This is a genomic window from Shinella sp. OV683 (genome assembly GCF_057787725.1).
This window is the reverse complement of the sequence record NZ_CM173543.1, coordinates 3,500,975-3,520,130: the sequence shown is the minus strand read 5'-3', so window position 1 is coordinate 3,520,130 and position 19,156 is coordinate 3,500,975. Positions and strand designations below refer to the sequence as shown.

General features: G+C 59.1%; 17 protein-coding genes. 15 read left to right on the top strand and 2 right to left on the bottom strand.

The genetic code is table 11. The annotated features are described in order from the left end of the window. Window positions 1–37 precede the first annotated feature (37 nt). The 3 genes from derI to ACXHRN_RS17000 all read left to right on the top strand — a co-directional run bounded on the left by derI (window position 38) and on the right by ACXHRN_RS17000 (window position 2,457). Window positions 38–478 (top strand): D-erythrulose-4-phosphate isomerase, encoded by a 441-nt coding sequence (gene derI, locus ACXHRN_RS17010; protein ID WP_488637494.1) that lies wholly within the window; start codon window positions 38–40, stop codon window positions 476–478. Window positions 479–689: 211 nt separating this feature from the next. Continuing rightward, the gene (locus tag ACXHRN_RS17005) at window positions 690–1,106 is read left to right on the top strand and encodes a hypothetical protein (RefSeq protein WP_488637493.1); all 417 of its coding nucleotides are present in this window, start codon (window positions 690–692) and stop codon (window positions 1,104–1,106) included. 73 nt (window positions 1,107–1,179) lie between these two features. Beyond that, on the top strand, window positions 1,180–2,457 hold the full coding sequence (locus tag ACXHRN_RS17000; protein ID WP_488637492.1) for a low temperature requirement protein A: 1,278 nt from the start codon (window positions 1,180–1,182) through the stop codon (window positions 2,455–2,457). Between the two features lie 36 nt (window positions 2,458–2,493). On the opposite strand, the gene ACXHRN_RS16995 is transcribed toward ACXHRN_RS17000, so the two are convergent. After that, window positions 2,494–3,219, bottom strand: a complete 726-nt coding sequence (locus ACXHRN_RS16995; protein ID WP_488637491.1) for a sulfotransferase family 2 domain-containing protein — start codon at window positions 3,217–3,219, stop codon at window positions 2,494–2,496. 176 nt (window positions 3,220–3,395) lie between these two features. Then, complete coding sequence (gene fba / locus ACXHRN_RS16990) at window positions 3,396–4,460, bottom strand: class II fructose-bisphosphate aldolase (RefSeq protein ID WP_488637490.1); 1,065 nt, start codon at window positions 4,458–4,460, stop codon at window positions 3,396–3,398. Between the two features lie 897 nt (window positions 4,461–5,357). Between fba and ACXHRN_RS16985 the strand changes: the two genes are divergently transcribed. From ACXHRN_RS16985 to apnL, 12 genes are all read left to right on the top strand, one after another. Continuing rightward, window positions 5,358–6,119, top strand: coding sequence for a DeoR/GlpR family DNA-binding transcription regulator (locus ACXHRN_RS16985; RefSeq protein WP_488637489.1), 762 nt, complete (start codon window positions 5,358–5,360; stop codon window positions 6,117–6,119). A 155-nt stretch (window positions 6,120–6,274) separates the two neighbouring features. After that, window positions 6,275–6,706 carry a MarR family winged helix-turn-helix transcriptional regulator gene (locus ACXHRN_RS16980; RefSeq protein ID WP_488637488.1) on the top strand — a complete coding sequence of 144 codons (432 nt, stop codon included), beginning with the start codon at window positions 6,275–6,277 and terminating at the stop codon, window positions 6,704–6,706. After that, entirely contained in the window at window positions 6,703–8,400 is a 1,698-nt protein-coding gene (locus tag ACXHRN_RS16975) for an MFS transporter (RefSeq protein ID WP_488637487.1), read from the top strand. Before ACXHRN_RS16980 ends, ACXHRN_RS16975 begins: the two co-directional genes overlap by 4 nt. Window positions 8,401–8,424: 24 nt before the next feature. Next, window positions 8,425–9,468, top strand: a complete 1,044-nt coding sequence (locus ACXHRN_RS16970; RefSeq protein WP_488637486.1) for an HlyD family secretion protein — start codon at window positions 8,425–8,427, stop codon at window positions 9,466–9,468. A gap of 199 nt (window positions 9,469–9,667) precedes the next feature. Continuing rightward, window positions 9,668–10,249: a hypothetical protein gene (locus tag ACXHRN_RS16965; RefSeq protein WP_488637485.1), complete on the top strand. Its 582-nt coding sequence runs from the start codon at window positions 9,668–9,670 to the stop codon at window positions 10,247–10,249. Between the two features lie 191 nt (window positions 10,250–10,440). Further along, window positions 10,441–11,268, top strand: coding sequence for a phosphogluconate dehydrogenase C-terminal domain-containing protein (locus ACXHRN_RS16960; RefSeq protein WP_488637484.1), 828 nt, complete (start codon window positions 10,441–10,443; stop codon window positions 11,266–11,268). A 107-nt stretch (window positions 11,269–11,375) separates the two neighbouring features. Continuing rightward, window positions 11,376–12,317 (top strand): substrate-binding domain-containing protein, encoded by a 942-nt coding sequence (locus tag ACXHRN_RS16955; protein ID WP_488637483.1) that lies wholly within the window; start codon window positions 11,376–11,378, stop codon window positions 12,315–12,317. A 77-nt stretch (window positions 12,318–12,394) separates the two neighbouring features. Then, window positions 12,395–13,048: a DUF2291 family protein gene (locus ACXHRN_RS16950; RefSeq protein WP_488637482.1), complete on the top strand. Its 654-nt coding sequence runs from the start codon at window positions 12,395–12,397 to the stop codon at window positions 13,046–13,048. 4 nt (window positions 13,049–13,052) lie between these two features. Beyond that, window positions 13,053–14,597, top strand: coding sequence for a sugar ABC transporter ATP-binding protein (locus ACXHRN_RS16945; protein WP_488637481.1), 1,545 nt, complete (start codon window positions 13,053–13,055; stop codon window positions 14,595–14,597). Then, entirely contained in the window at window positions 14,597–15,661 is a 1,065-nt protein-coding gene (locus ACXHRN_RS16940; RefSeq protein WP_488637480.1) for an ABC transporter permease, read from the top strand. Before ACXHRN_RS16945 ends, ACXHRN_RS16940 begins: the two co-directional genes overlap by 1 nt. A 232-nt stretch (window positions 15,662–15,893) precedes the next feature. Then, on the top strand, window positions 15,894–16,928 hold the full coding sequence (locus tag ACXHRN_RS16935; RefSeq protein ID WP_488637479.1) for a Gfo/Idh/MocA family protein: 1,035 nt from the start codon (window positions 15,894–15,896) through the stop codon (window positions 16,926–16,928). A gap of 198 nt (window positions 16,929–17,126) precedes the next feature. After that, on the top strand, window positions 17,127–19,046 hold the full coding sequence (gene apnL, locus ACXHRN_RS16930) for a D-apionate lactonase (protein ID WP_488637478.1): 1,920 nt from the start codon (window positions 17,127–17,129) through the stop codon (window positions 19,044–19,046). Window positions 19,047–19,156 lie beyond the last annotated feature (110 nt).

Sequence of the window (19,156 nt, the reverse complement as noted above, 5' to 3'; positions counted from 1 at the left end):
TGACGCGCTAAATCACTCGCACAGAAAGGGAATTCCCATGAAAATCGCCATTGGAGCAGATAGTGCAGGCAAGCCGCTGCTCGACGTCATCGCAGCCCATCTCAAGACCAGGTCGGACCTCGAAGTCACCGATCTCAGCCAGTCCGGCTTTTATGCCGACCTCTCGCAGAACCTGGCGCAGAAGATCGTCGATGGCGAATACGAGCGCGGCATCCTGTTCTGCGGCACCGGCATCGGTGTCTCGATCTCCGCCAACAAGGTACCGGGCATCCGCGCAGCCCTGACCCACGACACCTACTCGGCCGAGCGCGCCGCAAAGTCCAACAATGCCCAGATCATCACGATGGGCGCCCGCGTCATCGGCCCGGAACTGGCGAAAGCCATCGTCGATACCTGGCTCGCCTCGGAATTCGACCCGAACGGCGCCTCGGCCGGCAATGTCCAGGCAATCGACAAGCTGGATGTGAGGAAGAAGTAGATATTTGCGTTTCACCTAGTCCCTTCTGTGGGCGCGATTGTTTGATCTAAGTCTTGGTGATGCCCTCTCCTGCGATAACACCGAGGTATCGACGCCATCACGATAGGACGAGCGTGTCGCAAAATGAAGGTCGGACGTGCAGGCTTGTTCAATATCCAGTTAACAATTCTATTCTAGATTGCGTATGCAATTTCAGTATGGGACGATGACAATGAACTACGATAATTGGATGAAATTGATGCAATCGGAGGGCTTTTGGGGAGGTGTGCTTGCGTCGATATTGGCGGCTGTCATATTGTCGGTAGTGGTATTCATCGCCCGAAACGCCATTGCGGCCGCAATAGACTACCAAAAAAAGGGAAAAGAAAATACGGATTTATTTGAGAAATCGCTGAAAACGAGCAATGTATATTCTCCGTTCGCATTTGGTATAGCTCAAGCAAGAGCTCTGAGATATTTTGTAATAGCTATGTTTATAGCTTACGTCGGTGATATATTGGGGATATTTTTGCCGTTAAACATAATTATATATTGCATATCTCTGATTTTCCTTGGGCAGTCTCTTCGGTGGTTTTATAAGATTGAGCGTAGAGCTCTTGAAATAATAGGGAGTATCTCTAGTCGCTGAGAGCGAGGCCAATTGACGCCACCGCCGCTCCCTCTCTACTGTCGTGACAGTATGTCCCAGCGAAAGGCCCAGCATGAGCGGCGTGACGGCTCCATCTCCTGAAGACCTGCATCATCATGCCGAGCGCATGCAGGGTCGCGATCCGCATGAGGCGCATCGGGCGGCGACACCTCTGGAACTGCTGTTCGACCTGACCTTCGTGGTGGCCTTCGGGCTGACCGCCTCGCAGCTGGCGCATTTCCTGGCCGAAGGGCACTATTTCGCCGGCATCGTCGGCTTCTCCTTCGCGTGCTTCGCGATCTGCTGGGCGTGGATCAATTTCTCCTGGTTTGCGTCAGCCTATGACACCGACGACTGGATCTTCCGCATCGTCACCATGGTGCAGATGATCGGCGTGATTATCCTCGCCATCGGCCTGCCGCGGATGTTCAATTCGATCGAGCATGGCGATCACTTCGACAATGGCATCATGGTGCTGGGCTATGTCATCATGCGCGTGGCGCTGGTCTTTCAATGGCTGCGGGCCGCAAAACAGGATCCCGCTCGCCGCCGCGCCTGCCTGACCTATGTCACGGCGGTTTCCATAGCCCAAGTGGGTTGGGTCGTGCTGATCTTCATCGACTTCTCACTTGTCGCAACGTTCGTCTTCTCGGCGATCCTGATTGCCCTGGAAATGGCCGGCCCTTACGTTGCCGAGCGCAGAGCGGGTGGCACACCCTGGCACCCCCATCACATCGCCGAGCGTTATGGCTTGCTGGCGATCATCGCGCTGGGCGAGGGCGTCGTCGGCACGGTGGCCAGCGTCTCCGCCGTGGTCGAGTCACAGGGCTGGAACATGGACGCGGCGCTCGTCTGCATTGCCGGCATCGGCCTGACCTTCGGCATGTGGTGGGTCTATTACATCGTGCCGGCGGGCGACATGCTGCATGCCCATCGCGAGCGTTCGTTCGTCTGGGGCTACGGCCACATGGTGATTTTCGGTGCGATCGTTGCGACTGGCGCCGGCCTGCATGTTGCGGCCTATTTCATCGAGCATAAGGCGCATATCGGGGCGCTCGCAACAGTGCTGACCGTCGCCGTTCCGGTCTCGGTCTATCTTCTGTCGATCTATGCGATCTACACCTACCTCGTGCGCCGCTGGGATCCGTTTCATGCCTGGCTGCTCGCGGGAACGGCCGTAGTCGTGCTGTTGTCGATTGGCGCGGCCATGGCCGGTGTCGATATGGCGCTTTGCCTGATTATCCTGATGTTTGCACCGGTGGTAACGGTCGTAGGCTACGAACTGCTCGGCCACCGCCATAGCGCCGAAGCAATCACCGAGCAGATCCAGGAAACTGAAACTGTGCATTGATTATTTCGGGCGGCGATGCGCTGCCCACGGCCTCGATCAGGACAAGCGGTAGGAAAACCGGTTGATTTCCCAAGCGTTCAGTTTTTCGACCTGGGTATTCACCAAGGGATGATCAGCAAAAATCGCTGCTGATGTCTGCGACTTGTCGCGCGTATCCGCCTTGGCATTGATCTGGCTGAATGTTTCCCAGAGGCCCGACAAGGATGGCATCTGCTTCTCGAGCGCCAGGATGTCTTCCTCGAAATTCTCAAACCGGATGTAGGTGTCGATGACGTCGGTGTCCTTAACCCTGTAGTTCGGATAGTTGATTTCGAGTAGGTATGGTTTTTCCTGGAAATATTTTGTGAAATTCTTGATGTCCGGCCGTCGGTCCTTCTTGGTGTTCTTCCAGAAGAAGATCGAGATGGCGCGGTCCCACGGATTCCGGACCAGCGATATCTTCTTATAGTCACGCCACACCGAGGCATCGAGCCGCGATTTTGCCAGGGCGGCCGGTATGTGATTGTAAAACTTCAGCGGCAGATCCCATCGAGAGAACAGCATCGGCCGCTTCGCATCGTTGCTGAAATATTTGATCAGGCCGAAGTTGAAGTTGCTCGGCCCCTGGAAACCGCGCGCGGTCCTGACTTCTTCGTCAATGCGCGAAACCGGCGTGATGATGTCGGAGGAATCCAGATACTTCGACAGGGCGATTTCGAAGGAAGTACCGGCGACCTTGCGGGGTTTCAGGAAGATCAGCTTGTGCTTGTGAGATACGATCATCTTATGTGCTGCAATCGGCCTTGGCTGCTCTCGATGGAGCGAACTTGAAATTTCCCACTGGCAATTTCAAGTTCTTTGATGCCTGTCAATGCCATTGTCTTCAATCGGGCCACCGAGTGGCCCGATTTTCCGATATGCCGATGAGGCGACAACGGGCGAGGTCCGTCGCACAGCGATCAGCCGATCTTCGGCGCCAGGCTGCCGGATTTGTAGCGCTTGGCCATCTCGGTCAGCGATATCGGCTTGATCTTGTCGGCATTGCCGGCGGTGCCGAAGGCTTCGAAACGCTCGATGCAGAGCTTCTTCATCGCCGCCATCGCCGGGGCGAGATACTTGCGCGGGTCGAATTCGGAGGGGTTCTCGGTCAGCACCTTGCGGATCGCGCCGGTCATGGCCATGCGATTGTCCGTGTCGATGTTGATCTTGCGGACGCCATGCTTGATGCCGCGCTGGATTTCCTCGACCGGAACGCCCCAGGTCGGTTTCATCTGGCCGCCGTATTTGTTGATGATTTCCTGCAGTTCCACCGGAACCGACGAAGAGCCGTGCATGACGAGATGCGTGTCCGGCAGGCGACGGTGGATTTCCTCGATCACATTCATGGCGAGCACCTCGCCGTCCGGCTTGCGGGAAAATTTGTAGGCACCGTGGCTGGTGCCCATGGCCACTGCCAGCGCATCGACCTGCGTGTCGCGCACAAACTGCGCGGCCTGCACGGGATCGGTTAGCAACTGGTCATGGCTGATCGTGCCCTCGACACCGTGGCCGTCTTCCTGTTCGCCGCCGCCATTCTCAAGCGAGCCGAGCACGCCGATTTCGCCTTCGACAGACACGCCGCCCCAATGGGCCATGTCGACGACCCGGCGGGTGATGCCGGCATTGTAGTCGTAATCGGCCGGTGACTTGCCGTCTTCCTTCAGCGATCCGTCCATCATCACGGAGGTGAAGCCGTGCTGCATGGCTGTTGCGCAAGTGGCTTCGTTATTGCCGTGGTCGAGATGCATACAGATGGGAATTTCCGGATGGATTTCTGTGAGCGCATCGATGAGTTTGGCCAGCACAACATCATTGGCATAGGCTCGCGCACCGCGGCTGGCCTGGAGAATGACCGGCGAGCGGGTCGCCGCTGCCGCTTCCAGGATCGACAGACCCTGCTCCATATTGTTGATGTTGAATGCCGGAACGCCATAGCCATACTCGGCGGCGTGGTCCAGCAACTGCCTCAGGGTAATGCGCGCCACGAATAAATCCTCCTTCGTTGATAGTGCCAGCGACACGGACAAATTCAAGCCAATTCGTCGCCAGCAGGCAATTTGAAAAGGCTTTAAACTTCCTAAAATTATTTAGGTTGAAGTCTTGGTGCAGTGCGGGGAAACGAATGTCAAGCTTTGCAAACATGACATTTTATCCTTTGAATTCAGCACCAGTACCGTCCTCCTCCCAAAGGTCGTCATGCTTGAATAGATTAAATCGATTGTATGTGAGGTTCAGCGCATAGGCCAGAGAAGCCAGCGAAATTAAACCGTTTTAGTCCGCCGGACCCGCAAAATTTGCCATCTGGCGAAAAAATCACTTATCCCCAGCCGGCAACTGCGCTTCTGCATTGTTGTGTTGCCTGCACGAATGGGCGGTAGGCGGGAATAAGATGCGACTAAAACCTTGACGTGCGACACCAGCCGTTTCAAAGTTCAGCACGATCAGTTGAGTTTGAGAGCCAAAGCAGCAGCGCCGAGACCAGCCGGCGCAATCAGGAAGATAGGCTTGCCTGACTGTGGCAACAGCCTTGCTCTCGAACAGGAGGTGAAAGCTATGAGGCATCTGCCCATAACGATCACGCTGGAATTGAAAAGGACTCGGACGAGCTGGTCACTCACGATCCGAGTCCAATTCATGTCGCTCTAGCAAAGCGGGAGGCGGGCGAAAGCCCGTCTCTCACTCCTAAAGATAGATTATCTCGGCGAAAGTTTCAAGGAACCGTAAAAGTGACCCGCCCGAAAGGCGCCAGTCCTGAGATGATCTGATGCTTTCGGCCAGCATAAGGTGCTCCCTGGACTTTCATGTGAAGCCATTTGAAGACCTTTGTTGTCAACACCCGTGGAATGGGCGACAAGCGGAATCGGACCATATCGGGGGCGTTGATGAAATCGGGTGATCGCAGGGACGGTATCATGGAGTGGATGCTTCAGCTCGGCACCGTGACGGTCGACGATCTCGCTGCCCGTTTCGGCGTCTCCAAGATGACTGTCCACCGCGATCTCGACGATCTCGAGACTGCGGGCTTCCTCCGCAAGATCAGGGGAGGAGCCTCGGTCCTGTCCAGTTCGCGCTTCGAGAGTGACTACCGCTATCGCGAGAAAGTCGCCGCAGAGGAGAAGGAGCGCATCGCCCGCGCCGCCGCAGCTATGGTCGAGCCCGGCCAGACGGTGATCATCGACGATGGCTCGACCTCGGGCCGGGTGGCCGCCCACATCCTCGATCTCAAGCCGCTGACGGTGATCTCCAACAATCTCGCCGTGATCGAACAACTGGCTGGTGTCGCCGGCATCAACCTCATCGCGCTTGGCGGCAACTATAGCCGCAAGTTCAACGGCTTCTTCGGCATCGTCACCGAGGAAGCGCTGAAATCGCTGCGGGCCGATGTCGCATTCCTCACGTCATCGGCCATCCATGGCACCTCTGCGTTCCATCAGGAGCAGGAAGTCGTGCAGACCAAGCGGCTGATGATTGCGGCCGCCGAGCGTCCCTATTTGCTGGTCGATCACGGCAAGTTCGAAAAGCGGGCGCTGCATTTCCTGGCCGATCTCAAGGCTTTTGCCGGCGTCATGACAGGCGGCCCGGTTTCGGATGATCTCGGTCGTCAATTCGCCGACTCCGGCGTCTCGCTGTCGATCACCCGCTAACAGTTCAGCTATCCTGACTTCTTGAACGCGACGGATTGTCCGCACGCGATGATCCCGCGCGTCCGCCAACCGTCTAGAAAAATTCGATAGGGGGCTTACTATTTTTAATAAGTAGGCCTATATAGTAGCTAGCTACCTAAATCGGATTTGAAATCATGTCGGACGCGCCGTCGCTGCTCGAGGAAATGACCAATGTCACCCGCAAGGTGCGCACCCTGTTTGACAACCACGTCAAGGAGAGAGGGCTGACGCTGGCGCGTGCCCGCATTCTGCGGCTTCTCAAAACCTCCAACGCCGGCGCCACCCAGCGCGGCCTGGCCGACGAACTTGAAATCGAAGGCCCGACGCTGGTGCGCCTGCTTGACAATCTTGAGGCGCAGGGCAGCATTGAGCGTATAACGGTCGAGACAGACCGCCGCGCCAAGCAGATCGTGCTGACCGAGGAAGGCATCCGCCAGGCAAACGAAGTCGAAGAGATCGTCGAGCGTTTCCGCGGCCAGATCCAGCAGGGGATAGACCCCGATGACATCGCCATCGTCCGTAGCGTGATGGCGCAGATGAATCGCAATTTGGATGCGCTGCTATGAGTGACACAGCTCTAGGCTCCCCAAAGCAATCGGGGAGGGAAGACAAGGTCGAAATAGAAGCCGCACAGCAAAGTGCGGCTTCCGACGTTAGCGATGACGCTGCCGTTGCTCCGCCGGCCGCCGCTGCGCCGCCCGCGCCGCTGCCGTTTCGCCGTGCCATCCCGTACGTGCTGGCCGCAGTCGTGCTCAGTCTTGCGCAGGGGCTGGGGATGAATTTCATTTCCGGCAATATCCAGCAGATCCAGGGCTCGTTCGGTGCCACCACCAACGAGGCGACCTGGCTGCTTGCCGCCTATATGGCGCCGAACGCCAGCCTGTCGCTGATCCTCGTCAAGGCGCGCACCCAATTCGGCCTGAGGAATTTCGCCGAGGTCAGCATTGTCCTTTTTGTTGCCATCTCGTTGATCCACCTGTTCGTCAACGACTTCCAGACGGCGCTGATCCTGCGCTTCTTCGCAGGCGCCGCCGCATCGCCCATGTCGTCGCTGGCCTTCCTCTATATGCTGGAGCCATTCCCTCCGGCCAAGAAGATGAATATCGGCCTCTGCCTGGCGCTCGCCAACATGTCGATTGCTGCCCCTCTTTCACGGCTGATATCGCCCACCCTGCTGGATATCGGCGGCTGGCATGCGATGTATGTGCTGGAGGTCGCCATTGCGCTGATCGCATTCGCCTTTGTCTATACCGTCAAGCTGACCCCCATTCCGCGCGCCAAGGTCATCGGCGTCTGGGACCTTATCAGCTATCTCTTCATCGCGATTGGCTTCGGCTGTCTCGCCGTCGTGCTCACGCTCGGTCGCCTCTACTGGTGGACCGAGGCGCCATGGCTCGGCATCCTGCTGGCCATCTCGATTGCCTCGATCGCCATTGCTGCGATCATCGAGCTCAACCGCAAAGCGCCGTTGGTCGATATCCGCTGGATTGCCAGTCCGCCGATCCTGCATTTTATCGGAGTGCTGATCCTTTTCCGCATTGTCCTGACCGAACAATCGTCGGGTGCCCAGGCGTTATTCACCGCCCTCGGGCTTGGACAGGAGCAGATGCACTACATGTGGATTGCCATCCTGATCTCCTCGGTCGGGGCAGGTTTGCTTTGCGCCAAGATGATGAAGCCGGGTCGCGAGCCTATGATCCACGCGCTCGCCCTGGTGCTGATCGGCGTGGGCGCGTTCATGGATGCGCACTCGACCAACCTGACCCGTCCGGAGCAGATGATCGTCAGCCAGATGCTCATCGCTGCCGGTGGCGCACTCTTCCTGCCGCCGGCCGTGGCGCAGGGACTGATGTCGGCACTCAAAAACGGACCGAACTACATCCTGAGCTTCATCATCGTCTTCCTGTTCACCCAGAGCCTGGGCGGTCTGTTCGGCTCGGCATTGCTCGGCAGCTTCGTGACGTTGCGCGAGAAATTCCATTCGAGCTATCTGGTTGAACACCTCAGCCTGACCGACCCCATCGTCGCCAGCCGCATCGCCCAATATGGCGGGGTCTATGGCAAGGTCCTGACCGACAAGGCCCTGCAAAATGCCGAAGGCGTGCAGCTGCTCGGCCAGCTCGCCACCAAGGAGGCGAATGTCCTCGCCTACAACGATCTCTTCATGCTCGTGGCCATCCTGTGCGCGCTCGCGCTCGTGGTCCTCATTCTTCACGTGCTCTACGACGCGCTAATCAAGCCCGCGCCTGCAAAAGCCTAACCGAACCCTATAGGTCATACGAAAATGTCCCGCTTTGCCCGTTCTGCAGCAACCCTGATTGCACTTCTTGCCGGTGTCGCCGGCGTTGTCCTGGTTCTATACGCCTGGCAACTGCCGCCCTTTTCGGGGACGGTGGAGACGACAGAAAACGCCTATGTGAAAGGGCAGGTGACCATCGTTGCACCACAGCTCGCAGGCTATATCTCCGAGGTTCCGGTCAAGGACTACATGAAGGTCAGGAAAGGTGACGTGCTCGTCAAGATTGACGATCGCATCTTTCAGCAGAAGGTCAGGCAGGCCGAAGCGACGCTTGCCTCCAACAAGGCCAATATCGATGCGCTGGCCCAGAAGAAGCTCTCGGCCGAGGCCAAGGTCAATGCCGCCAGAGCGCAGATCGAGAGCGCCCAGACCGCGATGACCACAGCGCAGTCGAATTTCGACCGCAACCAGTCACTCTCCAAGCAGGGCGTGATTTCCAAGACAGCTTATGAACAAAGCACCAGCACGCTGGAAACAGCGCGTGCGGCCCTGATCCAGGCCAAGGCCAATCTCGAAGTTGCCGAGCAGGATCTCGACTCCATCGGCGTGTCGCGCGAGGGCTATGAGGCAGCCGTTGCCGGCGCGCAAGCGGCGCTTGAACTCGCTAGGATCGACCTGAACAACACCACGATCACCGCGCCGACCGACGGTCGCCTTGGCGAAGTCGGCGCGCGCGTCGGCGCCTATGTCACGGCTGGAACGCAATTGATGGCCGTGGTGCCGGAAAAGATCTGGGTTGCCGCCAACTTCAAGGAAACCCAGCTTGCCGGCATGAAGATCGGCCAGCCCGTCACCTTCACCGTCGATGCGCTGAACCACGAGAAGTTCACAGGCAAGATCGAAAGCTTCTCGCCGGCTGCCGGCAGCGAGTTCTCGGTGCTGAAGGCCGACAACGCCACCGGCAACTTCACCAAGATCGCCCAGCGCCTGCCGGTCCGCATCGCCATCGACCCCAACCAGAGCATCGTCGACCGCCTGGCGCCCGGGATGTCGGTGATCGTGAAGATCGATACGGCCTCGAAGCTATGAATTGTCCGAAACACACAACTGAGGTGGGAGGCTTTCGGCCTCCCTTTTTATTTGCGTGAGGCAGCGAGCCTGACCTTGCCCGGAGCACACGCGCTCACTACTTGAATTCTACCAGGGAGAGAATTCCAGTTTGTAGACAACTTTATTTAAACCGTGGATAGATTTTGAAGTTTCAAAGTTTTGCGGGGAGGGCGACACGATGGATCCACTAACGGAGTTTGCAGTTGGACTGAAACCTGAGCTGAAATCACTAATCGAGAGCGACAAGACAAAAGCGTTCGAAGGGAAGATCGCGGCGGCCGTTCGAGAAATCACCAATGCGACTGATGCGACCACCGCACAGGGGGCAGTTGACGCCGATACCAACCTGAAAGCTGGCCTGATCGCCCTGTTGGGAAAACTTGTAGGGGACGAGGAAGAGGCTCGAAAGGCTGCTGCAGGACAATCCACGATGGCGCAAGACAAGCCTGTCGTTTCCGGCACCAATCGCTCGACCCAACCGTATACAAGATTGCCGGCGACATATGCCTGGGTCAACCCCGCACTCTCGATGATCATAACAGCTGGGTTTCTCGTGCTCGTATATCTTCTGCTCTACAAGGCGCCAGCGGACGTTGCAACCAACCAGGTCTTCAACATCGCCCTCGGCGCACTGGCGACCGCATTTGCGACGGTCATCGGCTTCCACTTTGGATCGTCAGTTGGCTCCAAGGAAAAGGACAATCTTCTCGCCGAGCGCGTTGTAGAAAACGACGCACGCGCCGCGGAACCGACAACTTGAAGCGATGACGCTTCAAGCGAATTTGATTCCACGAAGGCCGGCATTTGCCGGCCTTTTTTGCGTTTGCCGACACCTCGTCACACGCAGATCACGGCAAAACATAACATCATCACAGAAATGATGTTATAGTCATTGACATGTCATACCAGTATCAATTAGGACTCCCGCCATGGAATTGCAGGGAGGATGTCATGACATCGATCGCACTGTTTGGAGCGGGCGGCAAAATGGGTTGCCGGCTTGCCAAGAATCTCAAGGGCTCGCGTTTTGACGTGCGCCATGTCGAAGTCAGCGACGCGGGCAAAGCCCGTTTGCAAAATGAACTCGGCCTTTCGACCGTTGATGTCGACACTGCGCTGAATGGCGCCGATGTCGTCATTCTCGCCGTGCCGGATACGGCCATCGGCAAGGTCGCGGCCTCGATCAATGACAAGCTCAAGGCTGGAACCATGGTCGTGGCGCTCGATGCCGCAGCCCCCTTTGCCGGTCATTTCCCGGAGCGCCCGGACCTCGTCTACTTCGTTACCCATCCCTGCCATCCGCCGATCTTCAATGACGAGACGGACATGGCTGCCAAGAAGGATCACTTCGGCGGCGTCCATGCCAAGCAGCATATCGTCTCCGCCCTGATGCAGGGTCCGGAAGAAGCCTATGCCGTCGGCGAAGAGATCGCCAAGGTGATCTGGGCGCCGGTGATGCGCTCGCATCGCGTTACCGTCGAGCAGATGGCGCTGCTCGAGCCCGGCCTGTCGGAGACGGTCTGCGCCTCGCTACTGGTGGTCATGCGCGAAGCCATGGACGAATGCGTCCGCCGCGGTGTGCCCAAGGAGGCTGCCCGCGACTTCCTGCTCGGCCATATGAACGTGCTCGGCGCGGTGATCTTCGAGGAAGTGCAGGGCGTGTTTTCCGATGCCTGCAACAAGGCCATCGAATTCGGCAAGCCCGTGCTGATGAAGGACGACTGGAAGCGCGTCTTCGAGCCTGAGGAAATTGCCGCCAGCATCCAGCGCATTACCTGACCCGAAAGGGCAGGTCGGCCACGCGCCGGGAGAGGAACTGCCACAATTGCAAAACTGCTCCTTCATGAGGAGGGAGCGGTTCCATGCTTAACACGGAGGAGAAGAGCATGAATATTACCCGTAGACTGACGATCGCAGGTTTTGCCGCTGTCATGGCGGCCAGTGTCGCCATGCCCGCTTTTGCGGCCGACTTGATCGCCATCATCACCCCGAGCCACGACAATCCGTTCTTCAAGGCCGAGGCCGTTGGCGCCGAAGCCAAGGCCAAGGCACTTGGCTACGAGACGCTGGTGCTCGTCCATGATGACGACGCCAACAAGCAGAGCCAGCTGATTGACACCGCGATTGGCCGCGGCGCCAAGGCCATCATTCTTGACAATGCCGGCTCGGATGCATCGATTGCAGCCGTCCAGAAGGCCAAGGATGCCGGCATTCCGTCGTTCCTGATCGACCGCGAAATCAATACCACCGGCATTGCCGTCTCGCAGATCGTCTCCAACAACTACCAGGGTGCCCAGCTCGGTGCCGAAGAGTTCGTCAAGCTGATGGGCGAAAAGGGCAACTATGTCGAACTGCTCGGCCGCGAAGCCGACCTCAATGCCGGCATCCGTTCGAAGGGCTATCACGACACGATCGACGAATATCCCGACCTGAAGATGGTTGCCCAGCAGTCGGCCAACTGGAGCCAGACGGAAGGCTATTCCAAGATGGAAACCATCCTCCAGGCCAATCCGGACATCAAGGGCGTGATTTCCGGCAACGATACGATGGCCATGGGCGCGATTGCCGCTCTGCAGGCTGCCGGCCGCAAGGACGTGATCGTCGTCGGCTTCGATGGCTCCAACGACGTCCGCGACTCCATCAAGGCGGGTGGCATCAAGGCGACCGTGCTGCAGCCGGCCTACGCGCAGGCCCAGATGGCTGTCGAACAGGCCGACACCTTCATCAAGACGGGCAAGGGCCCGGCTGAAGAAAAGCAGCTGATGGATTGCGTGCTGGTCAACGGCGGAAACGCTCCGAAGCTCGAGACTTTCGCCTTCACTGAATAATCCTCCCAAGGGATACGCGCGGGGCGGGGTTTTCTCCGCCCCGCGCGCAATTTCGATACGTTGGATTGGATTTCCCCATGCCCAAGATCAAGGCGCCCAGCACCAAGGCCGCTGTCACTCTCGTTCTTGCCTCAGCGCTGGTGCTGTCCGGCTGCAAGTTCATCAAGACGGCGGACGAGCAGAAGGAAGCGGCAGCGAGCGCTTTCAATCCGGACAAGATGGTGACCGAAATCTGGGATTCCAAGGTCGTTCCGTTCCTCGACACGCGCGCCGGACCATTCAAGGACGTGGCCGCACTGGCCTTGACCGATTTGGCGGCTGCCGGTGCAAAATATGGCCACAAGGAAAAGCAGGGTAGCGCACCCTGGACATTCGCTGCCAAGGTGGACGGCACGATCGTCGGTGAGGAAATCAAATCGCGTGCGGCCTACCTCGATGTCGATGTCGATGGCGACACCAAGGCCGATGTTCGCGTCTTCATCGGACCGGCGATCCGTGGCACAGCCCTCCGGGATTCGCTCGATTTCGTCGATTTCAACTCGTTCAAGAACCAGATTGAATGGGCGCAGTTCGGCAAGTCGTTCAACACCCACGTCAACAAAACCCTTCTCGAAAAGCTGCCGCGTGACGGCCTGACCGGCAAGAAGCTGACGGCTGTCGGCGCCTATCCGCTGCCCGCCAAGGGCCAGCTGCCGCAATTCGTGCCGGCCACCATCACCATCGGAGGCTGATGTCATGTCTGAAGTCGATGACGGCGATGTGATCCTCGAACTCAAGGACATCACCAAGGCCTATTCCGGCATTCTGGCGGTCAAGAAGGCCGACCTGAAGCTCCGCCGTGGCGCGGTCAACGTGCTGGTCGGCGAAAATGGCGCCGGCAAGTCGACGTTGATGCGCATCATCGCCGGCGTCGAGCGGCCGACCCTTGGCGAAATCTGGATGGAGGGGGAGCGAATTCATCTCGACAGCCCGGCCGATGCGGTGCGTCACGGTATCGGCATCGTCTTTCAGGAACTCAATCTGTTCGGCAATCTCTCCGTCGCCGAGAACATCTTCGCCACCCGCGAGATCACCCGCGGCGTTCGTGGCATCGATCACAAGGCGCAGGTCGACAAATCAAACGAATTCCTCAACCGGCTCGAGGCCGGCATTTCGGCCGACACGCTCGCCGAGGACCTGCCGATCGGCCAGCAGCAACTGGTCGAGATTGCCCGCGCCGTGTCGCTCGACACTCGCATCCTGATCATGGACGAGCCGACCTCGGCGCTCAGCGCTGCGGAAGTCGATATCTTGTTCCGTGTCATCGCCGAGCTGAAGGCGCAGGGCGTGGCGATCGTCTACATCTCGCATCGTCTTGAAGAACTGATGCGCATCGGCGACTACATCACCGTGCTCAAGGATGGCCAGATCACCGGCCATGCCATGGTCAAGGACATCGACACGCGCTGGATCGTCCGCTCGATGATCGGCTCCGACGCCAAGGATTTTGCCAAGCAGGTTGACCACAAACTTGGCGACGAGGTCATCCGCACCGAAAACATCTGCCTGCCGCGCATGCAGGGTGGCTATGCCGTGGACCACGTGTCGCTGTCGGTCCGCAAGGGCGAAATCCTTGGCATCTACGGGTTGATGGGCGCGGGCCGCAGCGAACTGTTCGAATGCATCATGGGCCGGCACGACCACTACACCGGCAAGATCTTCATCGACGGTGAAGAACTCAAGGTGCGCGATACCACCCGCCGCATCAAGCACGGGCTTGCCTTGATCCCGGAAGACCGGCAGCGCGAAGGGCTGGTGCAGTCGCTTTCCATTGCCAGCAACCTGACCATGGCCAGCCTCGGCCAGTTCGTGAAGGGCGGCTTCCATATCGACCTGGCGCGCGAGAAGCAGGCCATCGTCGATTCCATCAAGAACCTTGCCATCAAGGCCAAGCATCCGGATTTCGAGGTCACCTCCATGTCTGGCGGCAACCAGCAGAAGGTCGTCATCGGCAAGGCGCTGATGACATCACCCAAGGTGCTGCTGATGGACGAGCCGTCGCGCGGCATCGATGTTGGCGCCAAGGCCGATGTGTTCCGCACCATGCGTCGCTTAGCGGGCGAGGGGCTGGCGATCCTGTTTTCCACATCGGACCTCGAAGAGGTCATGGCGCTTTCCGACCGCATCGCCGTGATGAGCAACGGCAAGCTGGTCACCGTTATCGACCGCGACGAGGCCACCGAGGACATGATCATCTCGGCCTCTGCTGAAGGGCATAAAACCAAAAGGAACCATGCGTGATGACCACCGCAACGCAAACTGCCACTGCCGAAAGCCAGAGCAGCGGATCGATCCTTTTGACGCTGATGAAGCTGCGCACATTCATCGCGCTGTTCGCCGTGATCATCTTCTTCTCGATCTTCGCGCCGAACTTCCTGTCAACCGCCAACATGATCCTGATGTCCAAGCACGCCACCCAGAATGCGTTTCTGGCGATCGGCATGACCTTCGTCATCATCACCGGCGGTATCGATCTCTCGGTCGGCTCGATCGTCGGCCTTTGCGGCATGATCGCCGGCGGACTGATCATGTATGGCATCGAACTGCCGATCGGCTACACCGTCTATTTCAACATCATCGAAGTGTCGGTGATAGTGCTGATCGTCGGCATCATCATCGGTGCGATCAACGGCTTGTTGATTACGCGGCTGAATGTGGCACCGTTCATAGCCACGCTGGGTACACTCTATGTGGCGCGGGGTGCGGCACTGCTTTATTCCGATGGCCAGACGCTGCCGAACCTTTCCGGCAAGGCCGAACTCGGCAATCAGGGATATGCCTGGTATGGCTCGGGCACGATGCTTGGCCTGCCGGTGTCTGTCTGGATCCTGATCGTGGTGGCGCTGGGCGCAGCCTATTTCGCCCGCTTCGTGCCCCTCGGCCGGCACATCTTCGCCGTCGGCGGCAATGAACGCGCCGCGCGCATGTCGGGTATCCGGGTCAATCGGGTCAAGATGTTCGTCTACATGTTCTCAGGTTTCTGCGCCGGCATCGTCGGCCTGGTCATTTCGTCCGAGCTCATGGCCGCCCATCCCGCCACCGGCACAAATCTCGAACTCAATGCCATCGCGGCAGCCGTTCTCGGCGGCACCTCGATGTCGGGCGGCCGCGGCACGATCGGCGGCACCATCATCGGCGCCTTCGTCATCGGCATTCTCTCTGATGGCCTGGTTATGATGGGCGTGTCCTCTTTCTGGCAGATGGTCATCAAGGGACTTGTCATCATCGTCGCAGTCGTGGTTGATCAGGCGCAGCGCCGCTTGCAGCAGCGCGTGACCTTGATGCAGATGGCACGGGCGGGCTGAGTTTGGGGCGCTTACCCCTCACCAAGCGCGTCCAAGCACTCGACATTCGTCTCGTGCGGACTTGCTAGCCTCTCCCACAAGGGGAGAGGCTAAGCTGAGGCGCCGCAGCGATCTTGCCTCTCCCCTTGTGGGAGAGGATACGCAGGCCGGGTGAGCATCGCGAACCCCTGGCCGAAGTTGGTGAGGGGTAATTCTCCGGGATGGAGACTGGAAGGATCGGAGGGGAGTTCAAATGCCAAAATTCAAAGGTGCAGTCATCGGCTGCGGCTTCTTCGCCGTCAACCAGATGCATGGCTGGCGGGATCTCGACAACACAGAGATCGTGGCGATCTGCGATCGCGACCCCGAGCGGTTGAAGATCGTCGGCGACCAGTTCGGTGTGGCCAGGCGCTATGCCTCCGCCGAAGAGATGTTTGCGGACGGCGGCTTCGATTTCGTCGATATCGCGACTACGGTGCAGAGTCATAAGCCGCTGGTTGAGTTGGCCGCCCGGCATAAGGTGCCGACTATCTGCCAGAAGCCGTTCGCGCTCAATCTCGATGACGTCAAGGCGATGGTGAAGGCCGCCGACGATGCTGGCATTCCGCTGATGGTGCATGAGAATTTCCGCTGGCAGACGCCGCTGATTGAGGTCAAAAAGGCGCTCGACAGCGGCGCGATCGGCACGCCGTTCTGGGGACGCGTGTCCTTTCGCTCCGGCTATGATGTCTTCGCGGCCCAGCCCTATCTCGCCAAGGGCAAGCGCTTCATCATCGAGGATCTTGGTATCCACGCGCTCGACATCGCCCGCTTCCTGTTCGGCGATGCATCCAGCATCACGGCGCGCACGACGCGTGTTCGGCAGGAGATTGCGGGCGAGGATGTCGCGACCATGCTGCTCGGCCACGAAAACGGCATCACCTCCGTCGTCGATTGCAGCTACAGCACCTACCTGCCGGAAGAGCAATTTCCCGAGACGCTGGTCGAGATCGATGGCTCGGAAGGCACGATCCGTCTGCTGAAGGACTACCAGCTGGTGGTCCATGGCAAGGGCGGAACGCAACGTGTTTCGGTCGAACCCAACCTGCTGCCCTGGGCGACAAAGCCCTGGCACAATGTGCAGGAAAGTGTCGCGCTCATCGAAAGGCACTGGGTCGAAAGCCTTGCTGCCGGCACGGAACCGGCCACGTCGGGTCACGACAATCTCAAAACTTTTGCCTTGGTCGACGCGGCGTATCTCAGCGCCGAGCGCGGCCAGACAGTCCTGCTCAGGGATTTGCTGGGATGACGGCGGTCGCATTCTCTTCGCCCCCTCATCCGACCCTTCGGGCCACCTTCTCCCCGCTGGGGAGAAGAGGGAGGCTGCTGATCGGTGCTACACCGTCTGCCTCCTCGAAGTGGTTGCACGCTTGTAGGATGCGGCCTCGCCTTCCGTCTTCTCCCCAGCGGGGAGAAGGTGGCGCGCAGCGCCGGATGAGGGGGCGCCGTGTCTGACGACGTTCAATTCCTCCTCTACGGCACGCGCGAACGGCAGCCGGACAGCCGCGAACTCTCCGCCGGTCCGCTGACGATTACGCTTCAGGACGGCAATCTGCGCACCATTCGCTTTATGGGCCATGAAGTGCTGCGCGGCGTGTCGTTCCTGGTGCGTGACAAAGATTGGGGCACGTGCAGCGCGGAGATCAGCGATCTCACAATCGATACCAGCGGCACGCAATTCGCCATTCGCTATCACGCCCGCTACGTCGCTCCATCGGGAGCACATCTCGATTGCGAGATGAAGATTTCGGGCGATGCAGCCGGCAAAATCGAATTTGCCGCCGACTACGTGGCCGATGCCGATTTCGAAACCGCGCGCGCAGGCTTTACGATCCTGCATGCGCTTGTCGGTGTCGCTGCCGAAAAGGTCACCGTGGAGCATGGCGATGGCTCAGTTGAGAACGCACACTGGCCCGAGTTGATCGATCCCTGGCAGCCCTTCATGGATATGACGGCGATCACCCACGCCGTCGCGAATGGCATCGAGGCCGAAACGCGTTTCGAGGGCGATGTCTTCGAAATGGAAGACCAGCGCAACTGGACCGACGGTTCCTACAAAACCTATGTTCGCCCGCTGGCGCGGCTATGGCCCTACATGGTCGAAAAAGGCCTGAAGCAACGTCAGAGTGTTACTGTGACGATCCGCAGCACTGCCGACGCCATTGCTGCACCGGCACCCGGAGGCTCCGTCAGCCTCACGCTGACGCTAACCGATATTGTCTTGCCCGAGATTGGCGTGGGCCTGCGCCCGGAATGCCTTGCGGATGAGCTGGTGTCACTCTCCACGCTTGAGCAGCTTGGTGCCCGACATCTGATCGCCCATTTCGATCCGCTCGCCGGGCACGGGCTGGCGGCGCTAAATGGTTATGCCGAGATTGCCAGAAGATCCGGGTTGAAGGTAACGCTCGAGCTTGCCGTTCCCTGCATTCGGCCGCTCGATGACGAGCTTTCGGAAATTGCCGCACTCGTGCGCGAGGCGGGGCTCGTGGTCGACACCCTGTTCGTCAGCCCATCGGTGGATCGCCAATCCACACCGCCCGGCAGCAAATGGCCGGATTGCCCGCCGCTAGAACAGGTCTACGCGGCTGCGCGCAAGGCGTTTCCAAATGTCCGACTCGGCGGCGGTATGCTGAGCTACTTCACCGAACTCAACCGCAAGCGCGTGCCCGGCCATCTCGTCGATTACATCAGCCACTGCACCAACCCCATCGTGCATGCAGCCGACGACCTCTCGGTGATGCAGACGTTCGAGGCGCTCAGCTTCGTGGTGAAATCCACCCGCGCCATCTACGGCGAAAAGCCCTATCGCATCGGTCCCTCGACCATCGCCATGCGCCAGAACCCGTATGGTTCGGCGACCAAGGACAATCCCGGCCTCGGTCGCATACCGATGGCCAATATCGATCCACGCCACAATGCCCAGTTCGGCGCCGCCTGGACGCTGGCTTACGCGGCGACGGTTGCCGCGGCTGGATTGGAAGTGCTGACGCTTTCGACGCTTGTCGGCCCGTTCGGGCTGGTGGCGGGTGCGGACGAGCCGGCCGCGCATGGCACGCTTCGACCCCTTGCGCATGTGATTGCGGCACTCGCTGTTTTGTCGGGCAGCAAAGTCGAAACCGTAACAACTTCACGCCCGTCTGCTGTGCTCGGCCTCTGTGTACGATCCGAGGATGGTAGCACGACGTTGCTGCTGGCAAACATCAGCGCGGAAAGGCAGGCGGTCGCGCTTGGTTCGTCGGCCGCTTCGATCGAAGTGCTGGATCTGGCGTCGCATGGGGATGCCGGCTTCAGGCCAGTGGCTTCAGGCGGCACGGTCGAGCTTGGACCCTATGCTTGCGCTCGCGTTGTGCTGCACTCGGCAATTTAGCGAACCGCTCGGAATCCCCTCATCCGGCCTTCGGCCACCTTCTCCCCGAGGGGAGAAGAGGTAGCTCGCTGCACCATCCTGCAATTTCCGCGACACGAACGCATGCAGTC

Bases quoted from the DNA above. Each gene is read 5' to 3' on its own strand.
- ACXHRN_RS17000 (WP_488637492.1), top strand. From the start codon at position 1,180: ATGAGCGGCGTGACGGCTCCATCTCCTGAAGACCTGCATCATCATGCC.
- ACXHRN_RS16995 (WP_488637491.1), bottom strand. From the start codon at position 3,219: ATGATCGTATCTCACAAGCACAAGCTGATCTTCCTGAAACCCCGCAAG.
- ACXHRN_RS16955 (WP_488637483.1), top strand. From the start codon at position 11,376: ATGAATATTACCCGTAGACTGACGATCGCAGGTTTTGCCGCTGTCATG.
- derI (WP_488637494.1), top strand. From the start codon at position 38: ATGAAAATCGCCATTGGAGCAGATAGTGCAGGCAAGCCGCTGCTCGAC.
- ACXHRN_RS16940 (WP_488637480.1), top strand. From the start codon at position 14,597: ATGACCACCGCAACGCAAACTGCCACTGCCGAAAGCCAGAGCAGCGGA.
- ACXHRN_RS17005 (WP_488637493.1), top strand. From the start codon at position 690: ATGAACTACGATAATTGGATGAAATTGATGCAATCGGAGGGCTTTTGG.
- ACXHRN_RS16945 (WP_488637481.1), top strand. From the start codon at position 13,053: ATGTCTGAAGTCGATGACGGCGATGTGATCCTCGAACTCAAGGACATC.
- ACXHRN_RS16950 (WP_488637482.1), top strand. From the start codon at position 12,395: ATGCCCAAGATCAAGGCGCCCAGCACCAAGGCCGCTGTCACTCTCGTT.
- ACXHRN_RS16960 (WP_488637484.1), top strand. From the start codon at position 10,441: ATGACATCGATCGCACTGTTTGGAGCGGGCGGCAAAATGGGTTGCCGG.
- ACXHRN_RS16970 (WP_488637486.1), top strand. From the start codon at position 8,425: ATGTCCCGCTTTGCCCGTTCTGCAGCAACCCTGATTGCACTTCTTGCC.
- ACXHRN_RS16975 (WP_488637487.1), top strand. From the start codon at position 6,703: ATGAGTGACACAGCTCTAGGCTCCCCAAAGCAATCGGGGAGGGAAGAC.
- ACXHRN_RS16980 (WP_488637488.1), top strand. From the start codon at position 6,275: ATGTCGGACGCGCCGTCGCTGCTCGAGGAAATGACCAATGTCACCCGC.
- ACXHRN_RS16935 (WP_488637479.1), top strand. From the start codon at position 15,894: ATGCCAAAATTCAAAGGTGCAGTCATCGGCTGCGGCTTCTTCGCCGTC.
- ACXHRN_RS16965 (WP_488637485.1), top strand. From the start codon at position 9,668: ATGGATCCACTAACGGAGTTTGCAGTTGGACTGAAACCTGAGCTGAAA.
- ACXHRN_RS16985 (WP_488637489.1), top strand. From the start codon at position 5,358: ATGAAATCGGGTGATCGCAGGGACGGTATCATGGAGTGGATGCTTCAG.